The organism is Octadecabacter ascidiaceicola (genome assembly GCF_900185015.1).
In the GTDB taxonomy this organism is placed as follows: Bacteria; Pseudomonadota; Alphaproteobacteria; order Rhodobacterales; family Rhodobacteraceae; genus Octadecabacter; species Octadecabacter ascidiaceicola.
Map to the genome: position 1 here is coordinate 208,636 of NZ_FXYD01000001.1, position 21,140 is coordinate 229,775.

At 56.6% G+C, this 21,140-nt stretch carries 19 protein-coding genes; 5 read left to right on the top strand and 14 right to left on the bottom strand.

Annotated elements, in window-relative coordinates; all coding sequences use genetic code 11:
* The first annotated feature begins 93 nt into the window (after positions 1–93).
* Entirely contained in the window at positions 94–864 is a 771-nt protein-coding gene (locus OCA8868_RS01045) for a hypothetical protein (RefSeq protein ID WP_093994706.1), read from the top strand.
* Positions 864–3,269: a GcvT family protein gene (locus OCA8868_RS01050; protein WP_093994707.1), complete on the top strand. Its 2,406-nt coding sequence runs from the start codon at positions 864–866 to the stop codon at positions 3,267–3,269. The genes OCA8868_RS01045 and OCA8868_RS01050 overlap by 1 nt, the downstream gene beginning before the upstream one ends.
* 51 nt (positions 3,270–3,320) lie before the next feature.
* Here OCA8868_RS01050 and OCA8868_RS01055 read toward each other — a convergent pair whose 3' ends face one another.
* Together OCA8868_RS01055 and hemB are read right to left on the bottom strand one after the other, a co-directional pair.
* Complete coding sequence (locus tag OCA8868_RS01055) at positions 3,321–3,878, bottom strand: lipid-binding SYLF domain-containing protein (RefSeq protein ID WP_093994708.1); 558 nt, start codon at positions 3,876–3,878, stop codon at positions 3,321–3,323.
* 101 nt (positions 3,879–3,979) lie between these two features.
* Complete coding sequence (gene hemB / locus OCA8868_RS01060) at positions 3,980–4,972, bottom strand: porphobilinogen synthase (protein ID WP_093995463.1); 993 nt, start codon at positions 4,970–4,972, stop codon at positions 3,980–3,982.
* Positions 4,973–5,088: 116 nt separating this feature from the next.
* On the opposite strand from hemB, the gene OCA8868_RS01065 reads away from it, so the two are divergent.
* Entirely contained in the window at positions 5,089–5,613 is a 525-nt protein-coding gene (locus OCA8868_RS01065) for a component of SufBCD complex (RefSeq protein WP_179214740.1), read from the top strand.
* Between the two features lie 39 nt (positions 5,614–5,652).
* Entirely contained in the window at positions 5,653–9,090 is a 3,438-nt protein-coding gene (gene mfd, locus OCA8868_RS01070; protein WP_093994709.1) for a transcription-repair coupling factor, read from the top strand.
* Positions 9,091–9,201: 111 nt separating this feature from the next.
* Here mfd and OCA8868_RS01075 read toward each other — a convergent pair whose 3' ends face one another.
* The 9 genes from OCA8868_RS01075 to OCA8868_RS01115 form a co-directional block, all read right to left on the bottom strand.
* Positions 9,202–10,431: a multidrug effflux MFS transporter gene (locus tag OCA8868_RS01075; RefSeq protein WP_093994710.1), complete on the bottom strand. Its 1,230-nt coding sequence runs from the start codon at positions 10,429–10,431 to the stop codon at positions 9,202–9,204.
* The gene (locus OCA8868_RS01080; protein WP_093994711.1) at positions 10,428–10,787 is read right to left on the bottom strand and encodes a potassium channel family protein; all 360 of its coding nucleotides are present in this window, start codon (positions 10,785–10,787) and stop codon (positions 10,428–10,430) included. Before OCA8868_RS01080 ends, OCA8868_RS01075 begins: the two co-directional genes overlap by 4 nt.
* On the bottom strand, positions 10,784–11,428 hold the full coding sequence (locus OCA8868_RS01085; protein WP_093994712.1) for a DsbA family oxidoreductase: 645 nt from the start codon (positions 11,426–11,428) through the stop codon (positions 10,784–10,786). The genes OCA8868_RS01080 and OCA8868_RS01085 overlap by 4 nt, the downstream gene beginning before the upstream one ends.
* Positions 11,415–12,911, bottom strand: coding sequence for a class I adenylate-forming enzyme family protein (locus tag OCA8868_RS01090; RefSeq protein ID WP_093994713.1), 1,497 nt, complete (start codon positions 12,909–12,911; stop codon positions 11,415–11,417). Before OCA8868_RS01090 ends, OCA8868_RS01085 begins: the two co-directional genes overlap by 14 nt.
* 53 nt (positions 12,912–12,964) lie before the next feature.
* Positions 12,965–13,192 carry a hypothetical protein gene (locus OCA8868_RS01095; RefSeq protein ID WP_093994714.1) on the bottom strand — a complete coding sequence of 76 codons (228 nt, stop codon included), beginning with the start codon at positions 13,190–13,192 and terminating at the stop codon, positions 12,965–12,967.
* 63 nt (positions 13,193–13,255) lie between these two features.
* Complete coding sequence (locus OCA8868_RS01100) at positions 13,256–13,921, bottom strand: aquaporin (RefSeq protein WP_093994715.1); 666 nt, start codon at positions 13,919–13,921, stop codon at positions 13,256–13,258.
* A complete protein-coding gene (locus tag OCA8868_RS01105; RefSeq protein WP_093994716.1) occupies positions 13,918–14,403 on the bottom strand; it encodes an arsenate reductase ArsC in 486 nt (161 codons plus the stop codon). Before OCA8868_RS01105 ends, OCA8868_RS01100 begins: the two co-directional genes overlap by 4 nt.
* Positions 14,404–14,625: 222 nt before the next feature.
* Positions 14,626–16,458 carry an extracellular solute-binding protein gene (locus OCA8868_RS01110; RefSeq protein ID WP_093994717.1) on the bottom strand — a complete coding sequence of 611 codons (1,833 nt, stop codon included), beginning with the start codon at positions 16,456–16,458 and terminating at the stop codon, positions 14,626–14,628.
* Positions 16,459–16,781: 323 nt separating this feature from the next.
* Positions 16,782–17,411: a hypothetical protein gene (locus OCA8868_RS01115; RefSeq protein ID WP_093994718.1), complete on the bottom strand. Its 630-nt coding sequence runs from the start codon at positions 17,409–17,411 to the stop codon at positions 16,782–16,784.
* A gap of 172 nt (positions 17,412–17,583) precedes the next feature.
* On the opposite strand from OCA8868_RS01115, the gene OCA8868_RS01120 reads away from it, so the two are divergent.
* Entirely contained in the window at positions 17,584–18,369 is a 786-nt protein-coding gene (locus OCA8868_RS01120; protein WP_093994719.1) for a 3-hydroxybutyrate dehydrogenase, read from the top strand.
* Between the two features lie 19 nt (positions 18,370–18,388).
* On the opposite strand, the gene OCA8868_RS01125 is transcribed toward OCA8868_RS01120, so the two are convergent.
* From OCA8868_RS01125 to OCA8868_RS01135, 3 genes are all read right to left on the bottom strand, one after another.
* Positions 18,389–19,111 carry a DUF502 domain-containing protein gene (locus OCA8868_RS01125; RefSeq protein WP_093995465.1) on the bottom strand — a complete coding sequence of 241 codons (723 nt, stop codon included), beginning with the start codon at positions 19,109–19,111 and terminating at the stop codon, positions 18,389–18,391.
* A gap of 150 nt (positions 19,112–19,261) precedes the next feature.
* The gene (locus OCA8868_RS01130; RefSeq protein ID WP_093994720.1) at positions 19,262–20,170 is read right to left on the bottom strand and encodes a pseudouridine-5'-phosphate glycosidase; all 909 of its coding nucleotides are present in this window, start codon (positions 20,168–20,170) and stop codon (positions 19,262–19,264) included.
* On the bottom strand, positions 20,167–21,057 hold the full coding sequence (locus OCA8868_RS01135; protein WP_093995466.1) for a PfkB family carbohydrate kinase: 891 nt from the start codon (positions 21,055–21,057) through the stop codon (positions 20,167–20,169). Before OCA8868_RS01135 ends, OCA8868_RS01130 begins: the two co-directional genes overlap by 4 nt.
* Positions 21,058–21,140: the final 83 nt, after the last annotated feature.

The following is a 21,140-nucleotide window of genomic DNA, read 5'->3' on the forward strand; positions in this document are numbered from 1 at the left end:
GTTATGTATTGGAAGTCCGTTCGCGACAGGATGTGTCGCCTTACGGCAAATGATCGTTAGGGTGGGGTTACACAGTTAGCGCAGGAGACATTGATGAGACGTGTTCTACTCACAGCATTCACCACCCTTTGGGGGGCCACAGCGCAGGCTGATCCAGTCACCTTTGACGGTCGTATCGGACCCTATGATATAGAAGCCGAGCTTACACGCGATGCGGACGGTTTGGTTGGGCGCTACCGGTACGCAGGGCGCGATACGTGGTTGGAGCTGGCAGGCGAGGTGTTTGCCCAAGAGGTTATGACGCTCAGCGAACAGGTGGACGGCGAAACGACGGGAACGTTTTTCCTTGAGGTCGAAGGCGAGCAGCTTGAAGGCTATTGGGTGAATGAAACCACAGAGTTCGCCGCTCAGCTTTCATCGTCAAGCGCCTCAGTCGCTTCATTGCTCGACCCTGTAACAGTGCCGCAGGTTAACTCATCGGTGACGGGGCAGTATTTTGTTGGCAGTCATTGGGTCAATACGATGTGGGCGCCGAATTATGAGGTCGCGTTCAATGGCGGTGACGTCAACGTCGTTCGGGTTTCGTCCGACCTCATTTACGTTCGGTTCGAGTTTATCGTTGGGCCGACCTATCATTTCGCGTTTTTTGAAGGATTTGCCCGCCAAAGTGACGAGACGACTTACATTCATGATGCAGTTCTTGAGGGCAGCGATGAACCCTGCCGTTTGGTCTTCACGTTCGAAGAAGCGGCGCTGTCGATTGAAGACCACGACAACGGGTTTGCCTGCCAATTCGGAATGCGCGCCCATGCAAATTTTGACCTGATCAAGGTCAGCGATATCGCAGAGTTTGAGGAAAGATAATGAGAACACACGCCCAAGCAGTCGTCATCGGGGGCGGCGTTATCGGCTGCTCCATCCTATACCATTTGGCGAAATTGGGCTGGACCGACGTTGTTCTGTTGGAACGCGATGAGCTGACGTCAGGGTCCACATGGCACGCTGCCGCGAACATTCACGGGCTGCATGACAGCACAAATATCTCACGGATTCAGCACTATACGATGAACCTCTATAATGAACTTGAGGCAGAGACCGGCCAGTCTTGCGGTGTGTTCCAACCCGGATCTCTCTATCTCGCGCAGACAGAAGAACGCGAACACCAGCTGCGACTTCAGGCGGCTAAGGCGAAGTTTTACGGGATGAATTTCCACGAGGTCAGCCGCGCTGAAGCGGAAGAACTGCACCCGATGGTCAACTATGACGGTATTCGTTGCATCATGTTTGAACCCGATGGCGGCAACGTCGACCCAAGCGGTGTGACCAACGCCTATGCCGTCGGCGCGCGTCAACGTGGGGCCGAGATCATCCGCTTTTGCCCTGTAACTGCGACGGTGCAGCAGCCTGACGGAACGTGGATTGTTGAGACACCAAAGGGCAACATCGCGACGGAATGGGTGATTAACGCGGCTGGTTTGTGGGGACGCGAAGTTGGGAAACTGGCGGGCATCGAACTGCCGCTGCTGCCGACGGAACACCAGTATTTCGTCACAGAAACCATCGCAGAGATTGCAGCGATGGACCGTCGTTTACCGTCCGTCGCGGACCGCGATGGGGAGTACTATTTGCGCCAAGAGGGGCAAGGGTTGCTCGTCGGGGCCTATGAAAAGAACGTACAATTCTGGGCAGAAGACGGCACACCACAAGGGTTCGGGCATGAGCTGTTTGCCGATGATCTGGAACGTATCGAAGATAACATGATGCGTGCGATTGATCGTGTGCCCGCAGTCGGTGAGGCGGGGATCAAACGGGTGATCAATGGTCCGATGATCTGGTCGCCGGATTCCAATGTGCTGTTTGGCCCACATCCAGACTTGTCTAACTACTTCTGTTGTAACGGGATTATTCCTGGGTTTTCGCAGTCTGGTGGCATGGGGCTGATGGCCGCCGAATGGATCACCAAAGGCGAAAGCACCTATGACATGTTCGCGTGGGACGTGGCGCGGTTTGGCAAATGGGCGGATGCGAAATTCACTAAGGCGCGGGTCGGGGACCAATATGCGCATCGCTTCAAGATCCATTTTCCAAATGAGGAACGTGACGCAGGGCGCCCTGTTCGGGTGCGGTCGGTCTATGAACAGCAAAAGGACATGGGCGCAGTGTTCGGCCTGAACTACGGCTGGGAGCATCCGCTGTACTTTGATGCGGACACCCCAGAGAGTGCCGGATTCACCCGCCAGCCGTGGTTTGACAACGTCGGGCGCGAGGCGAAGATGTTACGCCAGTCCGTTGGTATCATTGATATTTCCAACTTCGCCAAGTACCGCGTCGCGGGTGCTGGGGCTGAACGTTGGCTGAATGCTGTCTTCGCCAACAACATGCCAAAATCGGTTGGTCGATCGTGCCTCACACCGTTGATCGGGGTGAATGGCGGGATCGCGGGGGACTTTACCGTCACGCGCATGGCTGAGGACGAATTCTGGATCATCGGGTCGGGAATGGCAGAACGCTATCATCAGCGGTTCTGGAAAATGGTTCCGATGCCTGACGATGTTACGTTTGAGAGCAAAACGGATGCTTGGTGTGGCTTTAACATTGCGGGACCATCGTCGCGTAAGGCATTGCAAACACTTACGAATATGTCTCTTGAGACGGCTGAGTTTCCGTTCATGCGTTCAAAGTGGCTAGAGATCGCAGGCGCGACTTGTCTTGCGTTGCGGGTGTCATTTACGGGGGATTTGGGTTGGGAAATTCACTGTAAGGCTGAGGACCAAGCGGCTGTTTACATGGCGCTTTTATCTGCCGCAAATCAGGAGGATGGCGGGCCGGTTGGTAGCCGTGCATTGATGTCGTTGCGGGTTGAAAAGGGCTATGGGTCTTGGGGGCGTGAGTACTCACCAGAGTATTGGCCGCAAGAGGTTGGGCTTGATAGGCTGATCAAGCTTGATAAGGAATTTCTACACAAAAACAGTTATTTGAAAGTCAAAGATAACCTATCACGTGAAGTTCTGGCGTTGATCCATGTGCAAGATGTCACAACGGCGGATGCGACCGGAGGCGAGCCGATTTTCTTGCCGGATGGCACGCCTGTTGGTCGGGTCACGTCTGGCACGTATGGCTATTCAGTCGATATGAGTTTGGCGCTTGGATACCTGAAAGACACCCCCGCAGGAACGAAGGTGGATGTGATGATCCTTGGAAAATCACACCGCGGTGTGGTGCTGGCTGAGCCGCCGTTTGATCCGAAAGGCGAGCGGCTCAGACGCTAAAACAAGCGTATGGAACCCGTATGGGTCTGGTATGGGTTCCGTATGGGTCTTTTATGGGATGATGCGCGTGTATTTGGTGCCTTCAATCGTTGCACCAGCACGGAAACCCGCCTGTGCAAACACCACAGCAATCACAGGGGCGAGGGAAGTCGTGGTTTCTGCACGAATGGATTCGCCCGTATCTTGCAGCGCGTATTCGATATCTGCGCCAGCGGCCCAACCGTTCGCGCGGCGGAAATCGACAAGCGCGTCCTGCGTCATGAAGAACAGAACAGTCGAATACTGTTGGCCGCCAATTTGCAGACCCGCACTCGCTGATGTTGCGGAGTAGTAATCTACCGTTGAATTGCCAATGCGCAGGGCACCACGTCCGAAGGACCCGCCAAGCCCAAGCCCGGCTTCGGTAACGACTGGCATCACCAACATGCCACTGGCCTTGTTGGCGAGGTCACGTGTTCCAGAATAGTTGTTATACATAAATGCCAGCGTGCTATCGACGCGACTGTCGATAACAGCGGCGCCATTGCCGCCAATACCATTGCCACATGCGGACAACGTTGTTGATGCAAGCGCGGAAAGCGCAAAATTGCGTCTTGTGAGTAGGGTCATAACTGCCTCGTGCCTATAGGATCGGGGTTTGTCCCCGTTATGGGGCAAACTATAGGCGGTAATTCGCGCCCTGTCAGCAGCTAGATTTGGGGTGGCGAGAATTAGCCGTTTAGCAGTTTGGCCGCAGCTGGGGCGAAGTAGGTCAGCACCCCGTCGCAGCCTGCGCGTTTGAAGCCCATCAGCGATTCCATCATCACTGCATCATGATCAAGCCATCCGTTTTGCGCGGCCGCTTGGATCATCGCGTATTCGCCGGACACTTGGTAAGCAAATGTCGGAACGCCGAATTCAGTTTTCACGCGGCGGACGATATCAAGGTAGGGCATGCCCGGTTTGACCATGATCATATCCGCGCCCTCGGACAGGTCACGCGCGACAAGGCGCATGGCTTCGTCCGAATTGGCAGGGTCCATTTGATAGGTGTTCTTGTCCCCCGTCAGCGCAGAAGACGCGCCAACCGCATCACGGAATGGGCCATAAAACGCCGAGGCGTATTTCGCGGTATAGCTGAGGATCGTGACATTCTGATGCTTTGCGGATTCGAGCGCAGTGCGGATCGCGCCAACGCGACCGTCCATCATGTCAGACGGGCCGAGGATATCAGCACCGCAGTCTGCCTGCGTCAGCGCCATTTTAACCAGCGCCTCAACGGTACGGTCGTTGATGATTTGGCCGTTCTCAACAAACCCGTCATGGCCGTTGATATTATAGGGGTCCAGCGCAATGTCCGTCATCACGGCTATGTCTGGCACGGCGTCTTTGATGGCGCGAATGGCGCGATTGGCGACGTTGTCGGGGGACCACGCAAGGGCACAATCTTCGGTGCGTTGCTCCATCCCAGTATAGGGAAAAACGCAGATCGCGGGAATGCCGAGGGCGTAGGCCTCTTTCGCGGCGGCACCGATGCGATCAACCGTGTGGCGCATCACACCAGGCATAGAGGCCACGGGTTCACTGGCGTCGGTTCCGTCCATAACGAACACCGGCCAGATGAAATCGCTTGGCGATAGCGCGTTTTCACGCACCATGGAGCGCAAAGCTGGGGTCGCACGTAGGCGACGCAGGCGGGTGTTTGGGAAGGGAGGTTGCGTCATAACAGGGCCTTTCAGGTCACACCATTTGGGTGCCATGAAATTCACCGCATCACAAGGCTAGGCATTGTCGCATCACGCGGCTAGGTTGCGACGAAATAGAGAGGCTGCCAAACCCCGTGAACTGGACAAATACCCTTTTTGAAGTGATCGACATGCGTTCGTTCAGCAACCTTTGGTTCTGGATTGCGCTGGCTGTTGTCTGGTCGTCTGTTAGCCATTGGGTGTTGGGCGTGCCGTTCGACATGATCCAGAAGGCCCGCAAGATTGGCGGGCAGGCTGAGGTGGACTTGCACGACATGGTGCGGATCAATGTGAATCGCTTGCTTTATATCGGGCAGGTGTCGGGGTTGGTTCTGTTGGCGTTCTTGTCATTTTTCCTAACGTCACTGGGCATTATGGCGTTTTTCTATGATGTGGAATTCGCGCAGGCGGTGTTCTTGCTTGCCTTCCCGATGACGTTGGTCGGCGCGTTTAGCCTGTCCACCGCCAAGGTGATCGCGGAACAGCAGCCCGAAGGTGAGGCGCTTTATGCACGGCTTTCAAAACATCGCGTAATTACGCAGTTCATCGGCATGATTTCGATCTTCATCACCGCGATGTTTGGCATGTATCAGAACTTGGCAGTTGGTCCCGGATTCTAAGCGGTTGACTTGGGCAGCCCGCGCGATAGGTCGCACGCTATGACAAATTCATCCCACATTACTGTTTCTGGCGCACCGGAAGGCTTTGACGCCCGTTTGATCTTGGCCGAGGCCGAGAAGGGCGCGGTTGTGCATGTTTGTCGTGATGACAAACGCCTTGAAGCGACCCGCGCGGCGCTGGCGTTCTTTGCGCCAGATATGCCTGTGATCGTGTTTCCAGGCTGGGATTGTTTGCCCTATGACCGCGTGTCGCCCAACGCTGATGTGTCGGCCGCGCGTATGGCGGTGCTGGCGGGCTTGGCCCATGGGATGCCGGAACGCTTTATCTTGCTGACCACCCTGAACGCAGCGACGCAAAAGGTGCCTGCACGATCCGTTCTGCGCGAAGCTGCGTTCACTGCGCGGGTTGGCTCGCGCATTGATGAACCGGCGTTGAAGGCGTTTTTGGTGCGCATGGGGTTTGTGCAAAGCCCGACGGTGATGGAACCGGGTGATTATGCGGTTCGTGGCGGCATCATTGATATCTACCCACCCGGGCAGGTTGGCCCTGTGCGTCTAGACCTGTTTGGCGACGATCTGGACGGCGCGCGACGTTTTGATCCGGCGACACAACGCACCACCGAAAAACTGGATGTGGTTGAGCTCGCGCCCGTGTCTGAAGTTATTCTGGACGAAGCTGCGATAACGCGGTTCAGGCAGACGTACCGTTTGGAATTTGGCGCGGCTGGGTCTGATGACCCGCTGTATGAAGCGGTGTCCGCGGGCAAGAAACATGCCGGCGTTGAACACTGGATGGGGTTCTTTCATGAGAAGCTCGACACGCTTTTTGACTATGTGCAGGGCGCGACGATCACGCTGGATGAACAAAACGCCGCCATGCGCACAGCGCGGTGGGAGTCAATTGACGACCAATACGATGCACGGCGCGAGGCGATGCAGGCTAAGGGGCGGATGGATTCCGTCTATAAGCCTGCCAAGCCGGATGGATTGTATCTGGACGGCCCTGCGTGGGACGCAGCATTGGCTGGATTTCGCGTGCTGCAATTCGGCGCGCTGCCGTTGCCGTCCGGCCCCAATGTTATCGACGCGGGCGGGCGCATCGGGCGCAATTTTTCACCCGAACGCCAGCAGGAAAGTGTAAGTCTTTTCGGTGCTTTGGCGCAACATCTTAAAGCAAAATTACAAGAAGGCCCTGTCGTCGTTGCCTCCTATTCCGAGGGCGCGCGCGAACGACTTATGGGCCTGATTGAGGACGAGGGGATTGCCGAAACGATCCCTGTGACTGATTTCTCTCGCGTTGGTAAAACGGGCCTTCATCTGGCCGTCTGGGCGCTTGAACACGGGTTTGAGGCCAAAGGCCTGACAGTGGTGTCTGAACAGGACGTTCTGGGCGACCGTCTGATTCGCCAAACCAAAAAGAAGCGCCGCGCTGAGAACTTCCTGACGGAAACCCAAAGCCTGAGCCCGAATGATCTGGTGGTCCACGTGGACCACGGTGTCGGGCGCTATCTGGGGCTTGAGGTTGTCACGGCAGCAGGGGCGGCGCACGAATGCCTGCTTTTGGAATACGCTGAAAATTCAAAGCTTTACCTACCGGTTGAAAACATCGAACTGTTGTCGCGTTATGGCCATGAAGTTGGCTTGCTCGACAAGCTGGGTGGCGGCGCGTGGCAGGCGAAAAAGGCCAAGCTGAAGGAACGTATCCGCGAGATGGCGGAGCGTCTGATCCGCGTGGCAGCCGAACGTGCGTTGCGCACTGCACCTGCGCTAACACCGCCCGATGGTATGTGGGATCAGTTCCTTGCGCGGTTCCCCTATGCGGAAACCGACGATCAATTGCAGGCGATCGAGGACGTGTTGGAAGACCTCGGGTCCGGCTTGCCGATGGATCGTTTGGTGTGCGGCGACGTGGGCTTTGGTAAGACCGAAGTTGCAATCCGCGCGGCATTTGTTGCGGCGATGTCTGGTGTTCAGGTGGCAATCGTTGCGCCGACCACATTGTTGGCGCGACAGCATTACAAAGGATTCGCCGAACGTTTCCGAGGTTTTCCGATTAACGTCAGGACCTTATCGCGCTTTGTGAGTGCAAAAGAAGCCGCGCTTACGCGTGATGGCATCACCAAGGGCACAGTCGATATCGTTATCGGCACCCATGCGTTGTTGGCGAAATCCATTCGGTTCAAGAACCTCGGGTTGTTGGTGATCGACGAGGAACAGCATTTTGGCGTGCAGCATAAAGAACGCCTAAAACAGATGCGCACGGATATTCACGTGCTGACGCTGACGGCCACGCCGATCCCGCGAACGTTGCAATTGTCGCTGTCCGGTGTGCGGGAGCTGAGCATTATCGGCACGCCGCCAGTGGACCGCCTTGCCATTCGCACCTACGTCAGTGAATTCGACACCGTCACCATCCGAGAAGCGTTGCTGCGCGAACATTATCGTGGTGGGCAGTCGTTTTTTGTGGTGCCGCGCATTACTGATCTCGCTGAGATTGAGGATTTCCTGAAACGCGAAGTGCCGGAGGTGCGCTATGTCACGGCAAGCGGGCAGATGGCGGCGGGTGAGCTAGACGACCGCATGAACGCGTTTTATGACGGTAAATATGACGTGTTGCTGGCGACGACGATTGTGGAATCCGGCCTCGATATTCCGACGGCGAACACGATGATCGTGCACCGTGCGGACATGTTCGGCCTTGCGCAGCTCTATCAAATTCGCGGCCGGGTCGGGCGGTCTAAAACCCGTGCCTATGCGTATTTGACCTATAAACCACGCCAAAAGCTGACGCCGCAGGCGGAGAAACGTTTGCGTGTGCTTGGGTCAATCGACAGCCTCGGGGCAGGGTTTACGCTGGCGTCGCAGGACTTGGACATTCGCGGGGCGGGGAACCTGTTGGGTGAAGAACAGTCCGGCCAAATGCGCGAAGTTGGTTATGAACTGTATCAGTCCATGTTGGAAGAACAGATCGCCAAGATTAAGTCCGGCGAAGTCACGCTGGTAGACGATGGCCAATGGGCACCGCAGATTAACCTTGGCGTGCCGGTGCTGATCCCCGAAGACTACGTGCCTGATTTGGATGTGCGCCTTGGACTGTATCGTCGCCTGTCTGAACTCACCACGAAGGTCGAATTGGAAGGCTTCGCCGCCGAACTGATCGACCGTTTTGGTAAGCTGCCCAAAGAGGTCAACACGCTGATGCTGGTCGTGCGGATCAAGGCGATGTGTAAGCGGGCAGGGATTAGCCAGCTGGATGCCGGGCCAAAAGGTGCCGTGCTGCGGTTCCACAATGACAAATTCGCGTCACCCAAGGGTCTCGTTGAATTTATCGAGGATGAACGTGGAACAGCCAAGGTGAAGGACAACAAGATCGTTCTGCAACGCGACTGGAAGTCAGACCGCGAAAAAATCCAAGGCGCGTTCAACATCGCTCGTGATCTGGCCGCAAAGGTGAAGGCAGCAAAGGCAAAGACCTAAGCCCTTGCCTCTGTTTCATAAATATCCCGGGGGAGGCGCGTAGTGCCGGGGGCAGCGCCCCACTTTTAGCGCACCGAAGGTGCGCCCCCCGCCCGCCGCAGGCGCATTCCCTTAATCGCTATCGCGACGGATCATTGTCGTCAGCCAAAGTGCGAGGCTGGCGCAAATCAAGACGCCAAGGGTGAGGGGCAGGGCTGTTCCGTTGAAGCTCAGGCCAATGGGAATCGCGACGATCACAGCTCCGACAGTGGCGATGGCTGTGATGATAGAGGCCGCCGAGCCTGCGATATGGCCCATCGGTTCAAGTGCGAGCGCGTTCAGATTGCCCAACGTCAGGCCAGCTTGAAAGAATACCGACACGTTCCAAAACGCGTAAAACAGTAATTCGATTTGGTTTGGCAGGCCGAGGGACATTACGGCAAGCATCGCAAGCGAGATCAGAATTTGTGCGATGAACATTGCTTTGATGATCGGGCGCATCCCCAAACGGCCGACCAACCGCGCATTCACCAAGGATGCAGATGACGCGAGAATGGCGATGCCGCCGAACCAGTAGTGGAACGTTTCGCCCTGTCCATATGTTAGATCAAACACTTGCTGGGTGGTGCTGAGCAATGAAAACAGCATCGCCATGCTGAGGGTTTGCACGAACGTCGCGAGACGCACAGTCGGGTGCGAAAACACTTCAACGGCGGCGGATATCAGGTTTGCAAGGCTGAGCGGGCGACGGTTTTCTGGATCAAGGGTTTCAGGTTGGCGCAGCATCATCCAAAGGGTCATGAGGCTCATGAAAATGGCGAAGGCCAAAAACAAAACCCGCCAGTTCGACAGCGCGATGATACCGGCACCCAAGGTCGGCGCGAGGGCGGGAACGAGGGAAAACACCAGCATCACAAAGGACATGATGCGCGCCATTTCACGCCCAGAGTAAAGATCGCGCATAATTGCGACAGCCGCCACGCGCGGTGCCGCCGCCCCAAGCCCCATGAGCAGTCGAGCTGCAAGCATAGTTTCAAGGGAGGATGTGAAGTATCCAATGATCGTGGCGCCGACATAGATCACAGCACCCCACGCAATTACATTTTTGCGCCCGAACCGGTCAGCCAGCGGGCCCGTGAAAAACGTCCCGATTCCCATTCCGAGGACAAAGCTGGTGATGATCAGCTGCGCACGGTTGAGGTTGTCAGGCGAAAGATCCTCGCCGATATCGGGAAGGGCGGGCAACATCGCATCAATCGAAAACGCGATGCTGGCTGTCAGCATCGCGATGAGGGCCACAAATTCAACTTGGCCAAGTGCTTTGGTTGGCGCGGTTCGCCGCGCCTTTGGGGCAGAGGTCATGCGTCGGGCCCTTTTTCAAGGGCGGCATTCGCGCGTTTTTCGGCTTCTGCGGCGCGGTGGCGTGCCTCAAGCAAAGCTTCGCGGGCTTTGATGCGATTTTTCAGCGTAAAGCTCCCGATCTGTTGAATGACAGCGGCGACAACGATGAGGCCAAAGAAGATCAGCACGGTTGTGCCGATTTTCCCCACCGCCGTGACCGGAACCAGTGATCCGTAGCCAACGGTTGAAAGGGTGACGACGGTAAAGAAATACGAGTCGAGCCAGCTCCAACCCTCAACAAAGTGAAAGAAGACTGTGCCGCCAGCGACGATCGTCACGAGCGTTCCAAACAAGTATAAGATGATTTCGCGGCTCATGTGCTAGCCTCAATCTGCTCCATGATTTCGCCCATAACTTTCAGCCACATTTCAGTTGGTTGGGCGCCCGGAACCGCATGCTGGTTGGCGATGATGAATGTCGGGACCGAAGTGACCCCCATTTCGCGTGAGTGCTGATCGCGTTTTTGCAAATCATCAAGGTCCGCGTCTGATGCGAGGAGTTTCGCGACAATACCCGCATCCATTTCACAGCTGTCGGCAATATCCGCGAGGACCTCAACATCGCCAATGTCGCGTGCGTCGCGAAAGTAGGCTTCAAACAGGCGTTGCACCACGAAGGCCTGACGCTGTTCAATGCCCGCCCAGTGGATGAGGCGGTGTGCATTCATCGTGTTTGGCGTGCGCTTCATGCCTTCAAAGTCGATCTTCAGACCAGCAGCTTCGGCTGCCTGAACGACAGGCGCATAGGCCTGAACCGCGCCGTCTTTGCCGCCAAATTTGCCTTCAAGGTAGGCTCGACGGTCCATGCCTTCGGGTGGCATGGCCGGGTTCAGCTGAAACGGGTGCCATTCGATTGTGAACGGGTGGTCCGGAACCTGTTCCAGCGCGCGATCCAGATTGGATTTACCGATGTAGCACCACGGGCAAATCGGATCGGACATGATATCAAGTTTGACCATTTTCGGTCTCCCATTGCGACCTGAGCGCGCGGCGCAGGAGTTTATTGTTGGCACCACGCGGTAAGGTGTCTTTGCGCACGAATAGGCGCGGAGCTTTGTAGCGGGCGAGGTGTTTGGCGCAGTGCGCAGCCAGTTCATCTTCGTCTATCACATCCGCGCTGGTGTAAAAGGCGGCAATGACAGTGACATCTTTTTTGATCGGTAAGGCAACGGCGGCGACTTCGTTTACGTCAGGGTGTAGGGCGAGGGCGGTTTCGACCTCGATCGGGGAAACACGGTAGCCGCCTGCATTCATCATATCATCCACACGCCCTTCATAGCGGATCGCGCCGGATGGCAGGCGTTGGCCAATATCGCCAGTGAGGAACCAGTCACCACTGAAACGGTTTGCGGTGTCTTTAGGCGCGTTAAAGTACCCCAGCATAAGGCCGGGGTCGGCGTTGTGCACGGCGATTTGGCCTTGGTCGCCCAATATCCCGTCCTTAGCAAGCAAAGCTATGCGCCGGCCGGGTTGCGGTTGCCCGAGCGATCCTGCGTCAGCGGGGGTGCTTGGGCAACCTGAGATAAAGGTTGAGCATTCGGACATGCCGAAGGCTTCATAGATCGGCGTGCTTGTGGCGGTTGTCCAAGCATCGCGTGTGGTATCGGGGAGCTTTTCGCCAGCAGACAACCCGTGCCGCAGGGTCGGGATTGGGGCGATCGGTGACTTTAGGAGTTGGCGGTAAACGCCTGGGGCGGCGGCAAAAATTGTTGCTTTGTGTTTGTGCATGAGCGTTAGAAGATCGCGCGCGGCTGTGCCAACCTCAGGGATCAGGGCCGTTGCGCCCACGGTCCACGGGTCCATCAAGCCTGTGCCGAGCGTGTAGGTCCAGTTGAAAGCGCCCGCGTGCAGTACGCGGTCATCACGTGTGAGCCCGTACCAACCGTCATGCATCATCCGACGCGCCCAGATCGCACGGTGCGCATGGACCACGCCGCGCGGCGTGCCAGATGTGCCGGACGTGTAGATGATGTAGGCCACGCGGTTTGGGTCACCTATCACGAATTGTGCCGCGGGTCGCGTGTAGAAGCTTTCAAACGTCGCAGTGTCGATCACGGGGGCGGCGTGATCGGGCAGGGTGATGGCATCGCCTGCGATGATTGCTTTTGGGGATAGGCCCGCTGCCATCGCCGTGATTTCGGCCACGGTAAGTTGGGATGACGTCGGCACAGGGATCAGACCCACCGCGATGCAGGCCAGAAATGCGATTGGAAAGTCAGGCGTATTCCCAAGGCGCAGCAAGACGCGGTCGCCTTCATTCAATCCTGTTTCCAACAGCCCCGTTGCTGCACCACGAATGGCGGATTCGATTTGCCCGTAGCTCCAGTCTTGGGTGGTGTCAGGCCCTAGGATGGAGAGTGCGGTTTTGGTCGGATCATCCGCCGCACGCGTCAGAACATGGGCGGCCATATTGAAGGGGGAAGGAACAGGATCGTGCGTCATGTCCAAGCGGTATCTTAGTCACATGGGCAGGCGCAAGCGGCGTAATCTCCGGCCTATGCGGCGGCTTGCAAATCCGGTGTCGCAATCGAAAACGCCAACCAATCATCGAGGGCCTGTGCTGCCTCAGCGAGGGTTAGGTCATGGGTTTGTGCAAGATACAGGTTCAACTTGGCACGATCCCCGCGAAAACGGGCCATGGCTGTCGGGTTCAAATGGCGAAAGCGTTGGCAAAGCGATGCTGACAGCTGCGGCCAAAGCGCGCGCGCTTGGGTCCAAGACATGAAATACCTCTCAATGACGTTTCGGGTGTGGTCACACCAAAGCGTATTAAGGTTGAGGAGTTATTAAGTCTGGTCGTCTTCGTTGTGCGAAAACAGCAAGCGGATCATCGGCAGCGCAATAGCAAGGCCAATGAATTGCGCCACGATAAACGCCGCAACATGCGCCGGATTGATACCCGCAAACGTGTCCGTAAAGGCCCGCGCGACTGTAACCGCAGGGTTGGCGAAGCTGGTTGAAGACGTGAACCAATACGCACCCGTAATATAGATCGCCACGAGGGTTGGCACCGTGTCCGGTCGGCTGCGCAATCCGCCAAAAATGACCAGTAACAAACCGAAGGTCGCGAAGATTTCAGACACCCATTGGTTTGCCCCCGTACGCGCCGTTGAGGACGTCTGGATAAAGGACAGGTCAAACATAATGTGGCACAGCCAAACACCTGCGATGCCACTGATGATTTGCACGGGGATGTAGCCCGCGACCAGCCGCCAAGGGTGTTCGCCCTTCAACGCAAAGGCCAGCGTGACGATTGGGTTGAAATGCGCACCGGATACGGGGCCAAGGATCGTGATGATGAAATACAGCGTACAACCCGTCGCAATGGCGTTCGCCAACAGCGCAAGCGCAATGTCATCCGTTAAGGATTGCGCCATGATGCCGGAGCCAACAACACCAATCAAAAGGAGCGCAGTGCCGAGGCCTTCAGCAACGAGTTTTTGGGCGGTCATACGTCTGCAATCTTGTTCAGTGCGGTTTGTAGGTCTGCACGATCCATATCTTCAATCGTTAGGGCCATCAATGCAGCGGCTTTTGCGGACAGCGCTTTGTAGGCTGTCTCAAAAGCCTCGGTCCAATCGGGTTCTGCGGCTGCGGCGGGGTCGGGAATGCCCCAATGGGCCTGCACGGGCGGGTTATTCCCTGTGCGCGGCCACAGCGGGCAGGTTTCGGCGGCGGCACTGTCACAGACTGTAATCACGATATCCATCTGCGGCGCATCTGGGCCTGCGAAATCATCCCAGCTTTGCGAAGACAGCCCATCAATCGGGTAGCCCTTTTCAGCCAGTAGTTTCAGCGATTGCGGGTGCACTTTTCCTGACGGGGTCGAGCCTGCAGAATAGGCCGTAAAGCGCCCGTTGCTGTCGCGGTTAAAGATGGATTCCAAAAGGATCGAGCGAGCCGAGTTACCGGTGCAGAGGACGAGTATATTCATGGGGCCTCGTTAGGTGGAAAATGTAACAGCCGTGTGACAAGGGAGTGGAGTATCAGAGTATGGCCACATTGGGTGTAAAACTAAGATGTTGGGTCTCAGGTTAAGTGGGGTAATTGCGAATTAGAAATGTTTCTCTGGTACCCATTCCGGCCCGCGAATTTGAAGTAAAATGCCGGCTCCAATTGGGGCCGGCATAGTTATCGAACTGAGGGATAGGGCCCCTTATCCTTCGTCATACCACCAGACATCTGGCTGCCAACCGGGCCAATCGCCGAAGATCGGCATGGTTTCGGGGTAGTGCAGGTTTTTGTCATGGGCGATGCGGCTGATGTTCCACTGATAGATCGGGATCACGTAGCGCCCTGAGGTCAGTAAACGGTCGAGGCCGCGAGTTGCCGCGAGGAAGTCGTCTTGGCTGGGGGATGTCAGCAAGTGGTCGATCATTGCGTCAATCGCTTCGGACTTAACGCCCATCAGATTACGACCGCCTTCGACGTCAGCCCCTTCAATGCCCCAGTAGAGGTATTGCTCGTTACCCGGGGACAGGGACAGACCGCGGCGGTAGTAGGTCATGCCGAAATCATAGACATCCGTGCGTTCGGAATATTGCGCGTTGTCGACGACGGTGATCGTCGGCGTGATGCCAAGGCGGCTAAGGCTTTCGACAAACATATCCACTATGGACTGGTTTTCGCTTGAGCCCGATTTGAGCAGGATTTCAAAGGTAAACGCTTCGCCGTCAGCATTCGCCATCACGCCGTTCTGAACGGTGTAGCCCGCCTGTTCCATCAGATCGAGGGCAGCGCCGATGTTGGCGCGGTTGCGCTCGGATCCGTCAGAAACGGGCAGGGCGTAGCCGGTAATGGCATCGGCAGGGATTTGATCCGCGAAAGGTTCAAGCATTTCCAACACGCGGCCCGTGGCGGGGCCTTCTTGCATCGCCAGTGGCGAGTTTGAGAAATACGACGTGATGCGGGGCTGCGCGCCGCCTGTCATCGTGTCGTTGATGAATTCAAAGTTAAACGCGTGGATCATCGCATCGCGCACGCGGATGTCTTCAAACTGCGGCAAACGGGTGTTCATCACGAAGCCTGTGATCCCAGATGGGCGCGAGTGCGGCAGGATAGAGCGCACAAAGTCGCCGGACTGCATCAGCGCGAAATCATACTGGCTGTCCCATTTGGCGACGTTGAATTCACGGTTTGAATTGATTTCGCCCACTTTGAACGCCTCAAACGCAGCGGTTTCGTCGCCAAAGAACTCCATACGGATCGTGTCGAGGTTATAAAGCCCGTTCACAAACGGCACGACGTCCGCGCCCCAATAGTCGGGGTTGCGGGTCATCTCGATATGACGACCGGCTTCAAAGTCGGTGATGATGTACGGCGACGACGTGACGGGGATCACATCGAGGCCGGATTCAGCGAAGTCGAGGCCTTCCCATTGGGATTTCTGCAAAATTGGGCGCAGCCCCGCCAGAAGCGCCAATTCGCGGTCTTCTTCGTTGAAATTGAACCGCACACCGCGTTCGCCGACTGCTTCGATGCTGTCCACTTTGTTAAAGAAGCCGTGGTAGCGTGGGTGGCCAACGGTGCCGAGGGTTTCATAAGACCAGATCACGTCTTCGACCGTCACGGGAGAGCCGTCAGAGAATCGGGCCTCTGGGCGGAGGGTAAATTCGACCCATGAGCGGTCTTCAGCGGTCTCAACCGATTCGGCGAGAAGGCCGTAAAGCGAAAAAGGCTCGTCCAATGAGCGGCCCATCAGACTTTCGCCCATTAAGAAACGAAGCTGCCAATGAACCGAGCCTTTGACGATGAACGGATTGAGGCTGTCAAAGGATCCGACGTTGGCTGTGATGATTGCACCGCCGGTTGGCGCGTCAGGGTTGGCATAGGGCAAATGCGCAAAATCTAGGGGTAGAGCAGGGTCCCCATACATAGCTATGCCATGTGTGGCCTCGGCGCTGGCGAAGGTCGCAAGTGCGGTGGTCGCCATTGCAAGCGCGGTTGTGCGCAATGTGGCACCCAGCCTTGTGAATAATCCTGTGGTCATTTTGGTCCCGCTCCCCGGTTCAATGAATCTGTTCTTGGGGTCACGTTAGAGGTGGAAACAAACCTTTTCAAACTTTTAGCTTGGACGCGGGCGGGCAATTGCTTATAAGAAGGGCACTGCTCGATAGGTTTCTTGCCTGTATGAAACCTGCCTCAATAACTTAACCCCAGCTTCGGCTGGGGTTTTTTTCTGCCCATTTTTTAAGGGCGAGCGGCGTTTTCAGAATTATGATTTCACGCCGCGCGAATGGCGTGCGGGAATCACCAGAATCGGGCGTTAAGAATGCTTAACGACACAGGGCGATAGAATGTTTGGGGAATGGATTAAACTGCGCCGACCCGCAGTTCGTTTTCCAAGGCTTCAATGTCCAGATCGCTGAAGTTGGACGTCGCGGCGTTTTCAAATGTCGCGTTCAAGACGTGGACGTTTGTAGTGCGCGCTTTGCGCCGTGCGTTTCGCTTTTTGGTACGGGCGCGCTGTCTTTTCTGGGATTTAGCTGCGTCATCCGCAAAAATTCCGCTGAGTTCATGTGCGCTGAAGACTTCGCCAGTTTTCAGGTGCAGAGGATTCTTGCCGGACACCAGTTCTTCCAGTTCCGCAGGGTCGAGTTCGACGTTCAGATCAAGCGGTGCGGTGTCGTCGATGACAACCGACGGCAGAACCTCTGTTGCATCAAACCAAGGGGCCTGAGCATCCGCAAAGGCGGCGTTCAGGTCGGTGACTGGCGTGTTGATGTCAGGGTAGGTGGCGTGGGTGGTTAGAACTGAGGTCGTGGAGCGGGACTGGACCTCGATACGGGCGACGGTGCCAGCAATGGGTAGATTGGTTTCAGGATCATAGCGCAGGTCAGTGCCATAAACGACGGCGCCGTGAAATACAGGTGCGGTGTCAACATTCGTGAAGGTGCCGAACAAAAAGCGCGTCTTGCCTGTATTTGAGATCATCGTATCCATTTTAGCGTCAAATCCGAAACAGTTGTCTGGTTGGCAGTGTTTTACGCGTGGTTTGTGGACAAATCGGGGCAAGGGCAGGGCAGTTTTGGTTCATATTAAGCTGGTTTGAGGGCACTCGCGCATTGTGCAGATGCAGCATATAAGGTGGCAAACACATTGCAGGAGAAGAACCATGTCAGCCAACGGACCCCTTTCAGGTAAAACCGCCGTCATCACCGGATCAAACTCGGGTATCGGGCTTGGTGTGGCGCGTGAGGTGGCGAAGGCTGGTGCGGATGTGGTTCTGAATTCCTTCACGGATCGCGAAGAGGATCATGCGTTAGCTGCTGAAATGGCTAAGGAATTTAGTGTTAAGGTGACGTATATTGCGGCGGATATGTCCAAGGCGGAGGATTGTCGTCGTTTGATCACGGATGCTGGGACATGTGACATCCTGATTAACAATGCGGGCATTCAGCACGTCGCCCCGATTGACGAGTTCCCGACTGAGAAATGGGACGCGATTATTGCGATTAACCTGAGTTCCGCGTTCCATACAACGGCGGTGGCTCTGCCGATGATGCGGGCGGCAGGTTGGGGGCGGGTGATTAATATTGCCTCGGCCCATGGTTTGACAGCATCGCCGTTCAAATCTGCCTATATCGCGGCCAAACACGGGATCGTCGGGATGTCTAAAACCGTCGCCTTGGAAACCGCGCAAGAACCGATCACCTGTAATGCGATTTGCCCGGGCTACGTGCTGACGCCCCTGGTTGAGGCGCAAATTCCCGACACGATGAAAGAATACGACATGAGCCGCGAGGACGTTATCAAGAATGTTATGTTGACGCGCCAACCATCCAAGGAATTTGCGACCGTTGAACAACTGGGCGGCACGGCTGTGTTCCTTGCATCTGATGCTGCAGCACAGATCACGGGAACAACCATCAGCGTCGATGGGGGTTGGACCGCGCTTTAGGCCGCGTTTATGGCGCGGTTTAATCAGCCGCGTCAGTATCAGATTTGTTCGTATGCGCGATTTTATCAGCGAGGTCCGTGTAGGACTCTGACAGCTGGCCTTCTTTTTCGCCCGGATAGACAAGACCGGCCGAGATCACCAGTTTGGCCGCGTCTTCCACGCTCATATCCAATTCAAGAATGTCGCGCGTTGGGAAAAAGAGTAAGAAACCAGACGTCGGGTTAGGCGTTGTTGGCAGGAACACGGATGTCATCGGTCCAGTGTCGGCCTTTTCAAGAAGTTCACCCTTGGTTGAGGTCGAAATGAAGCCGATCGCCCAAATCCCTTTGCGCGGGTATTCGATCAGGCAGGCCTTATCAAAGCTGGTTTCTGTCTGTGCGAAAACCGTCTCAGCGATCTGTTTTACGCCGTTATAGATGGAGCGCACCACAGGCATACGCGCCACAAGGCCTTCGCCCCAACGTAAGAAACTGCGCCCAAGCAGGCCTTTGCCCATCCAGCCCACAAGCATCGTGAACAACAGGAACACAACAACGCCGATGCCGCGCACGTTGACGGTGATCCAATTGTCGTCGGCAACGCTGCGGCCCAGCGCCCAGTTTACCAGCTCTTCTGGATGGTAAGCGTTTGGCACGAAGGGCCAAACAAAGCTGTCGACCCAGCCGACAACGGTCCAGATCAGCCAAAGCGTCAGGCCGATTGGCGCGATGACCACAAGGCCGGCCAGAAAGTTGGTGCGCATGCCGCTGATAAGCGAGCGACGTTGCGTTGTCGGGTCTTTGATCGTTTTCACTTAAGCGCAGCCTTGGATTCATGCCCCGCGAATGTGCGGGCCGTTGTTATGTAGGGGATGGTTGACGCTTCCACAATGTCTGGTGGGGTTGAAGCGCCCTTAGTCGGCCAAACTGCCTGCAATTTGGGCGGCAAGGCGGGCATTGTTTCGAACCAGTGCAATATTGGCCGTCAGGGATGCGCCGTCAGTGAGTTCAAAGATGCGGCCCAGCAGGAAGGGAGTGACCCCTTTGGCGCTGATGCCTTGGTCGTCTGCTTCGCTCAAAGCTTGGGCGATGATCGGGGCAAGGGTTTCTGCGGGGATTTGTGCGTCGCTCGGGATCGGGTTCGCGATCAGCTGGCCACCGGGTAGGCCCATTGCTACGCGCATGTTGTGGGCCGCGGCAATGTCGCTTGCGTTGTCCATTCGCAGGGGCGCGGGCAGGGGTGATGTTGCAGACCAGAACGCGGGCAGGGTGTCTTGGCCGTAGGCAATGACAGGAACGCCGAGGGTTTCGAGAACTTCATAAGTTTTATCGAGGTCGAGGATGGCTTTCGCGCCAGCGGCAACGACCGTTACAGGCGTTTGAGCCAGCTCATTCAGGTCAGCGGAAATGTCGAACGTGGTTTCCGCGCCTTTATGGACGCCGCCAATGCCGCCCGTTGCGAAGACTTTGATACCTGCCAGATGCGCTGCGATCATGGTGGCAGCTACGGTTGTCGCACCTGTGCCTCCCGTTGCGATGCAGGCGGCAATGTCTGCACGGCTGAGCTTAGCAACGTTTTGGGCTTGGCCGAGTGTGTCGAGTTCCTCGTCCGTTAGACCGATATGCAGCGTGCCGTTCAGCACGGCGATTGTGGCGGGAACAGCGCCGTTTTCCCGAACGTCCGCCTCAACCAGTCGCGCGGTTTCAACGTTCTGCGGGTAGGGCATGCCGTGGGTGATGATCGTGGATTCCAGCGCGACGATGGGGGTGCCGGCGTCTTTGGCGGTGGCAACGTCTGGTGCGAAGGTCATAGGGATGGTCATGAGGGTGTTTCTCCGGAAACGTAAGTGGCGGCGGCGTTCAGGGCGCGTTCCAGCGCGGCTTGGCGTGGCATGCCTTGGATTTCTGAGGCGATATGGGCGGCCATGAATGTGTCGCCCGCACCTGTAACGCGGGTCACGAGGACTTCGGGTGGCTGTGCGGTTATCAAATCACCGTTCAGGCATTCCGCTGCAGGGTTGCCACCATCAGTGACTAGGGCGCGGTGCACGCCGCGGCCTGTTAGGACCTTTGCGCCATCTTGCGCGGTCTGAAATGTGGTTTGGCAAAGCAGGCCTGCTTCTTCGAGGTTCACGTAAAGCGTGGCGGAGGGATGCCCCACAAGCGCGAGCAGGCGTTCCGCTTTGCCCGGGGATGCTGGCGCAACGCGCAGGTCAGATGCTGCAAAGAGGGGGGATTGGGCGATGTCGGCCAGCAAATCGCGGGTCAGGTTGCCATCTAGCGCCACAAGGCCGGACCACGGAGCGGTGTCACTGCCCAGCGTGCCGTTTTCCATGGGCCGCAGAATTTTGGTGCCCGCTTGTTCCAGCGAGTGGGCGTCGGCGATGGCGGCAATCAATCCGTTCGCGCCTTCAATCGCCATGTAGGAATCTGTTGGCAGGTCCTCTGATCGGTAAAGGTGATCCGTAAGAATACCCAGTCGTGCGGCCTCACCGACGAGTTCATCCCCTTCAGGGTCGCGCCCGACGGCAGACAACACAGCAGGGGTTAGGCCAAAGTTGACCAGCGTCATGGCGATGTTCATGGCTACGCCACCGGGAATGCGGGTGATGCGACCTGGCACATCAGATCCCGCCCGCATGCTGCTAGACGAACGCCCGATGATGTCCCACAGGACTGAACCGATACAAAGGATGTCTGGTTGTTTCATGTAAACGGTCATGGCGCGGCGATTGGGTAAGGTCAACGGGGTGCGTGGGGTATGGAATGCCTGACCTTACTGTATTGGGGGTG

Coding starts and splice junctions, on each gene's coding strand:
- OCA8868_RS01045 (WP_093994706.1), top strand. CDS start 94: ATGAGACGTGTTCTACTCACAGCATTCACCACCCTTTGGGGGGCCACA.
- OCA8868_RS01050 (WP_093994707.1), top strand. CDS start 864: ATGAGAACACACGCCCAAGCAGTCGTCATCGGGGGCGGCGTTATCGGC.
- OCA8868_RS01055 (WP_093994708.1), bottom strand. CDS start 3,878: ATGACCCTACTCACAAGACGCAATTTTGCGCTTTCCGCGCTTGCATCA.
- hemB (WP_093995463.1), bottom strand. CDS start 4,972: ATGACGCAACCTCCCTTCCCAAACACCCGCCTGCGTCGCCTACGTGCG.
- mfd (WP_093994709.1), top strand. CDS start 5,653: ATGACAAATTCATCCCACATTACTGTTTCTGGCGCACCGGAAGGCTTT.
- OCA8868_RS01075 (WP_093994710.1), bottom strand. CDS start 10,431: ATGACCTCTGCCCCAAAGGCGCGGCGAACCGCGCCAACCAAAGCACTT.
- OCA8868_RS01080 (WP_093994711.1), bottom strand. CDS start 10,787: ATGAGCCGCGAAATCATCTTATACTTGTTTGGAACGCTCGTGACGATC.
- OCA8868_RS01085 (WP_093994712.1), bottom strand. CDS start 11,428: ATGGTCAAACTTGATATCATGTCCGATCCGATTTGCCCGTGGTGCTAC.
- OCA8868_RS01090 (WP_093994713.1), bottom strand. CDS start 12,911: ATGACGCACGATCCTGTTCCTTCCCCCTTCAATATGGCCGCCCATGTT.
- OCA8868_RS01095 (WP_093994714.1), bottom strand. CDS start 13,192: ATGTCTTGGACCCAAGCGCGCGCGCTTTGGCCGCAGCTGTCAGCATCG.
- OCA8868_RS01100 (WP_093994715.1), bottom strand. CDS start 13,921: ATGACCGCCCAAAAACTCGTTGCTGAAGGCCTCGGCACTGCGCTCCTT.
- OCA8868_RS01105 (WP_093994716.1), bottom strand. CDS start 14,403: ATGAATATACTCGTCCTCTGCACCGGTAACTCGGCTCGCTCGATCCTT.
- OCA8868_RS01110 (WP_093994717.1), bottom strand. CDS start 16,458: ATGACCACAGGATTATTCACAAGGCTGGGTGCCACATTGCGCACAACC.
- OCA8868_RS01115 (WP_093994718.1), bottom strand. CDS start 17,411: ATGGATACGATGATCTCAAATACAGGCAAGACGCGCTTTTTGTTCGGC.
- OCA8868_RS01120 (WP_093994719.1), top strand. CDS start 17,584: ATGTCAGCCAACGGACCCCTTTCAGGTAAAACCGCCGTCATCACCGGA.
- OCA8868_RS01125 (WP_093995465.1), bottom strand. CDS start 19,111: ATGCGCACCAACTTTCTGGCCGGCCTTGTGGTCATCGCGCCAATCGGC.
- OCA8868_RS01130 (WP_093994720.1), bottom strand. CDS start 20,170: ATGACCATCCCTATGACCTTCGCACCAGACGTTGCCACCGCCAAAGAC.
- OCA8868_RS01135 (WP_093995466.1), bottom strand. CDS start 21,057: ATGAAACAACCAGACATCCTTTGTATCGGTTCAGTCCTGTGGGACATC.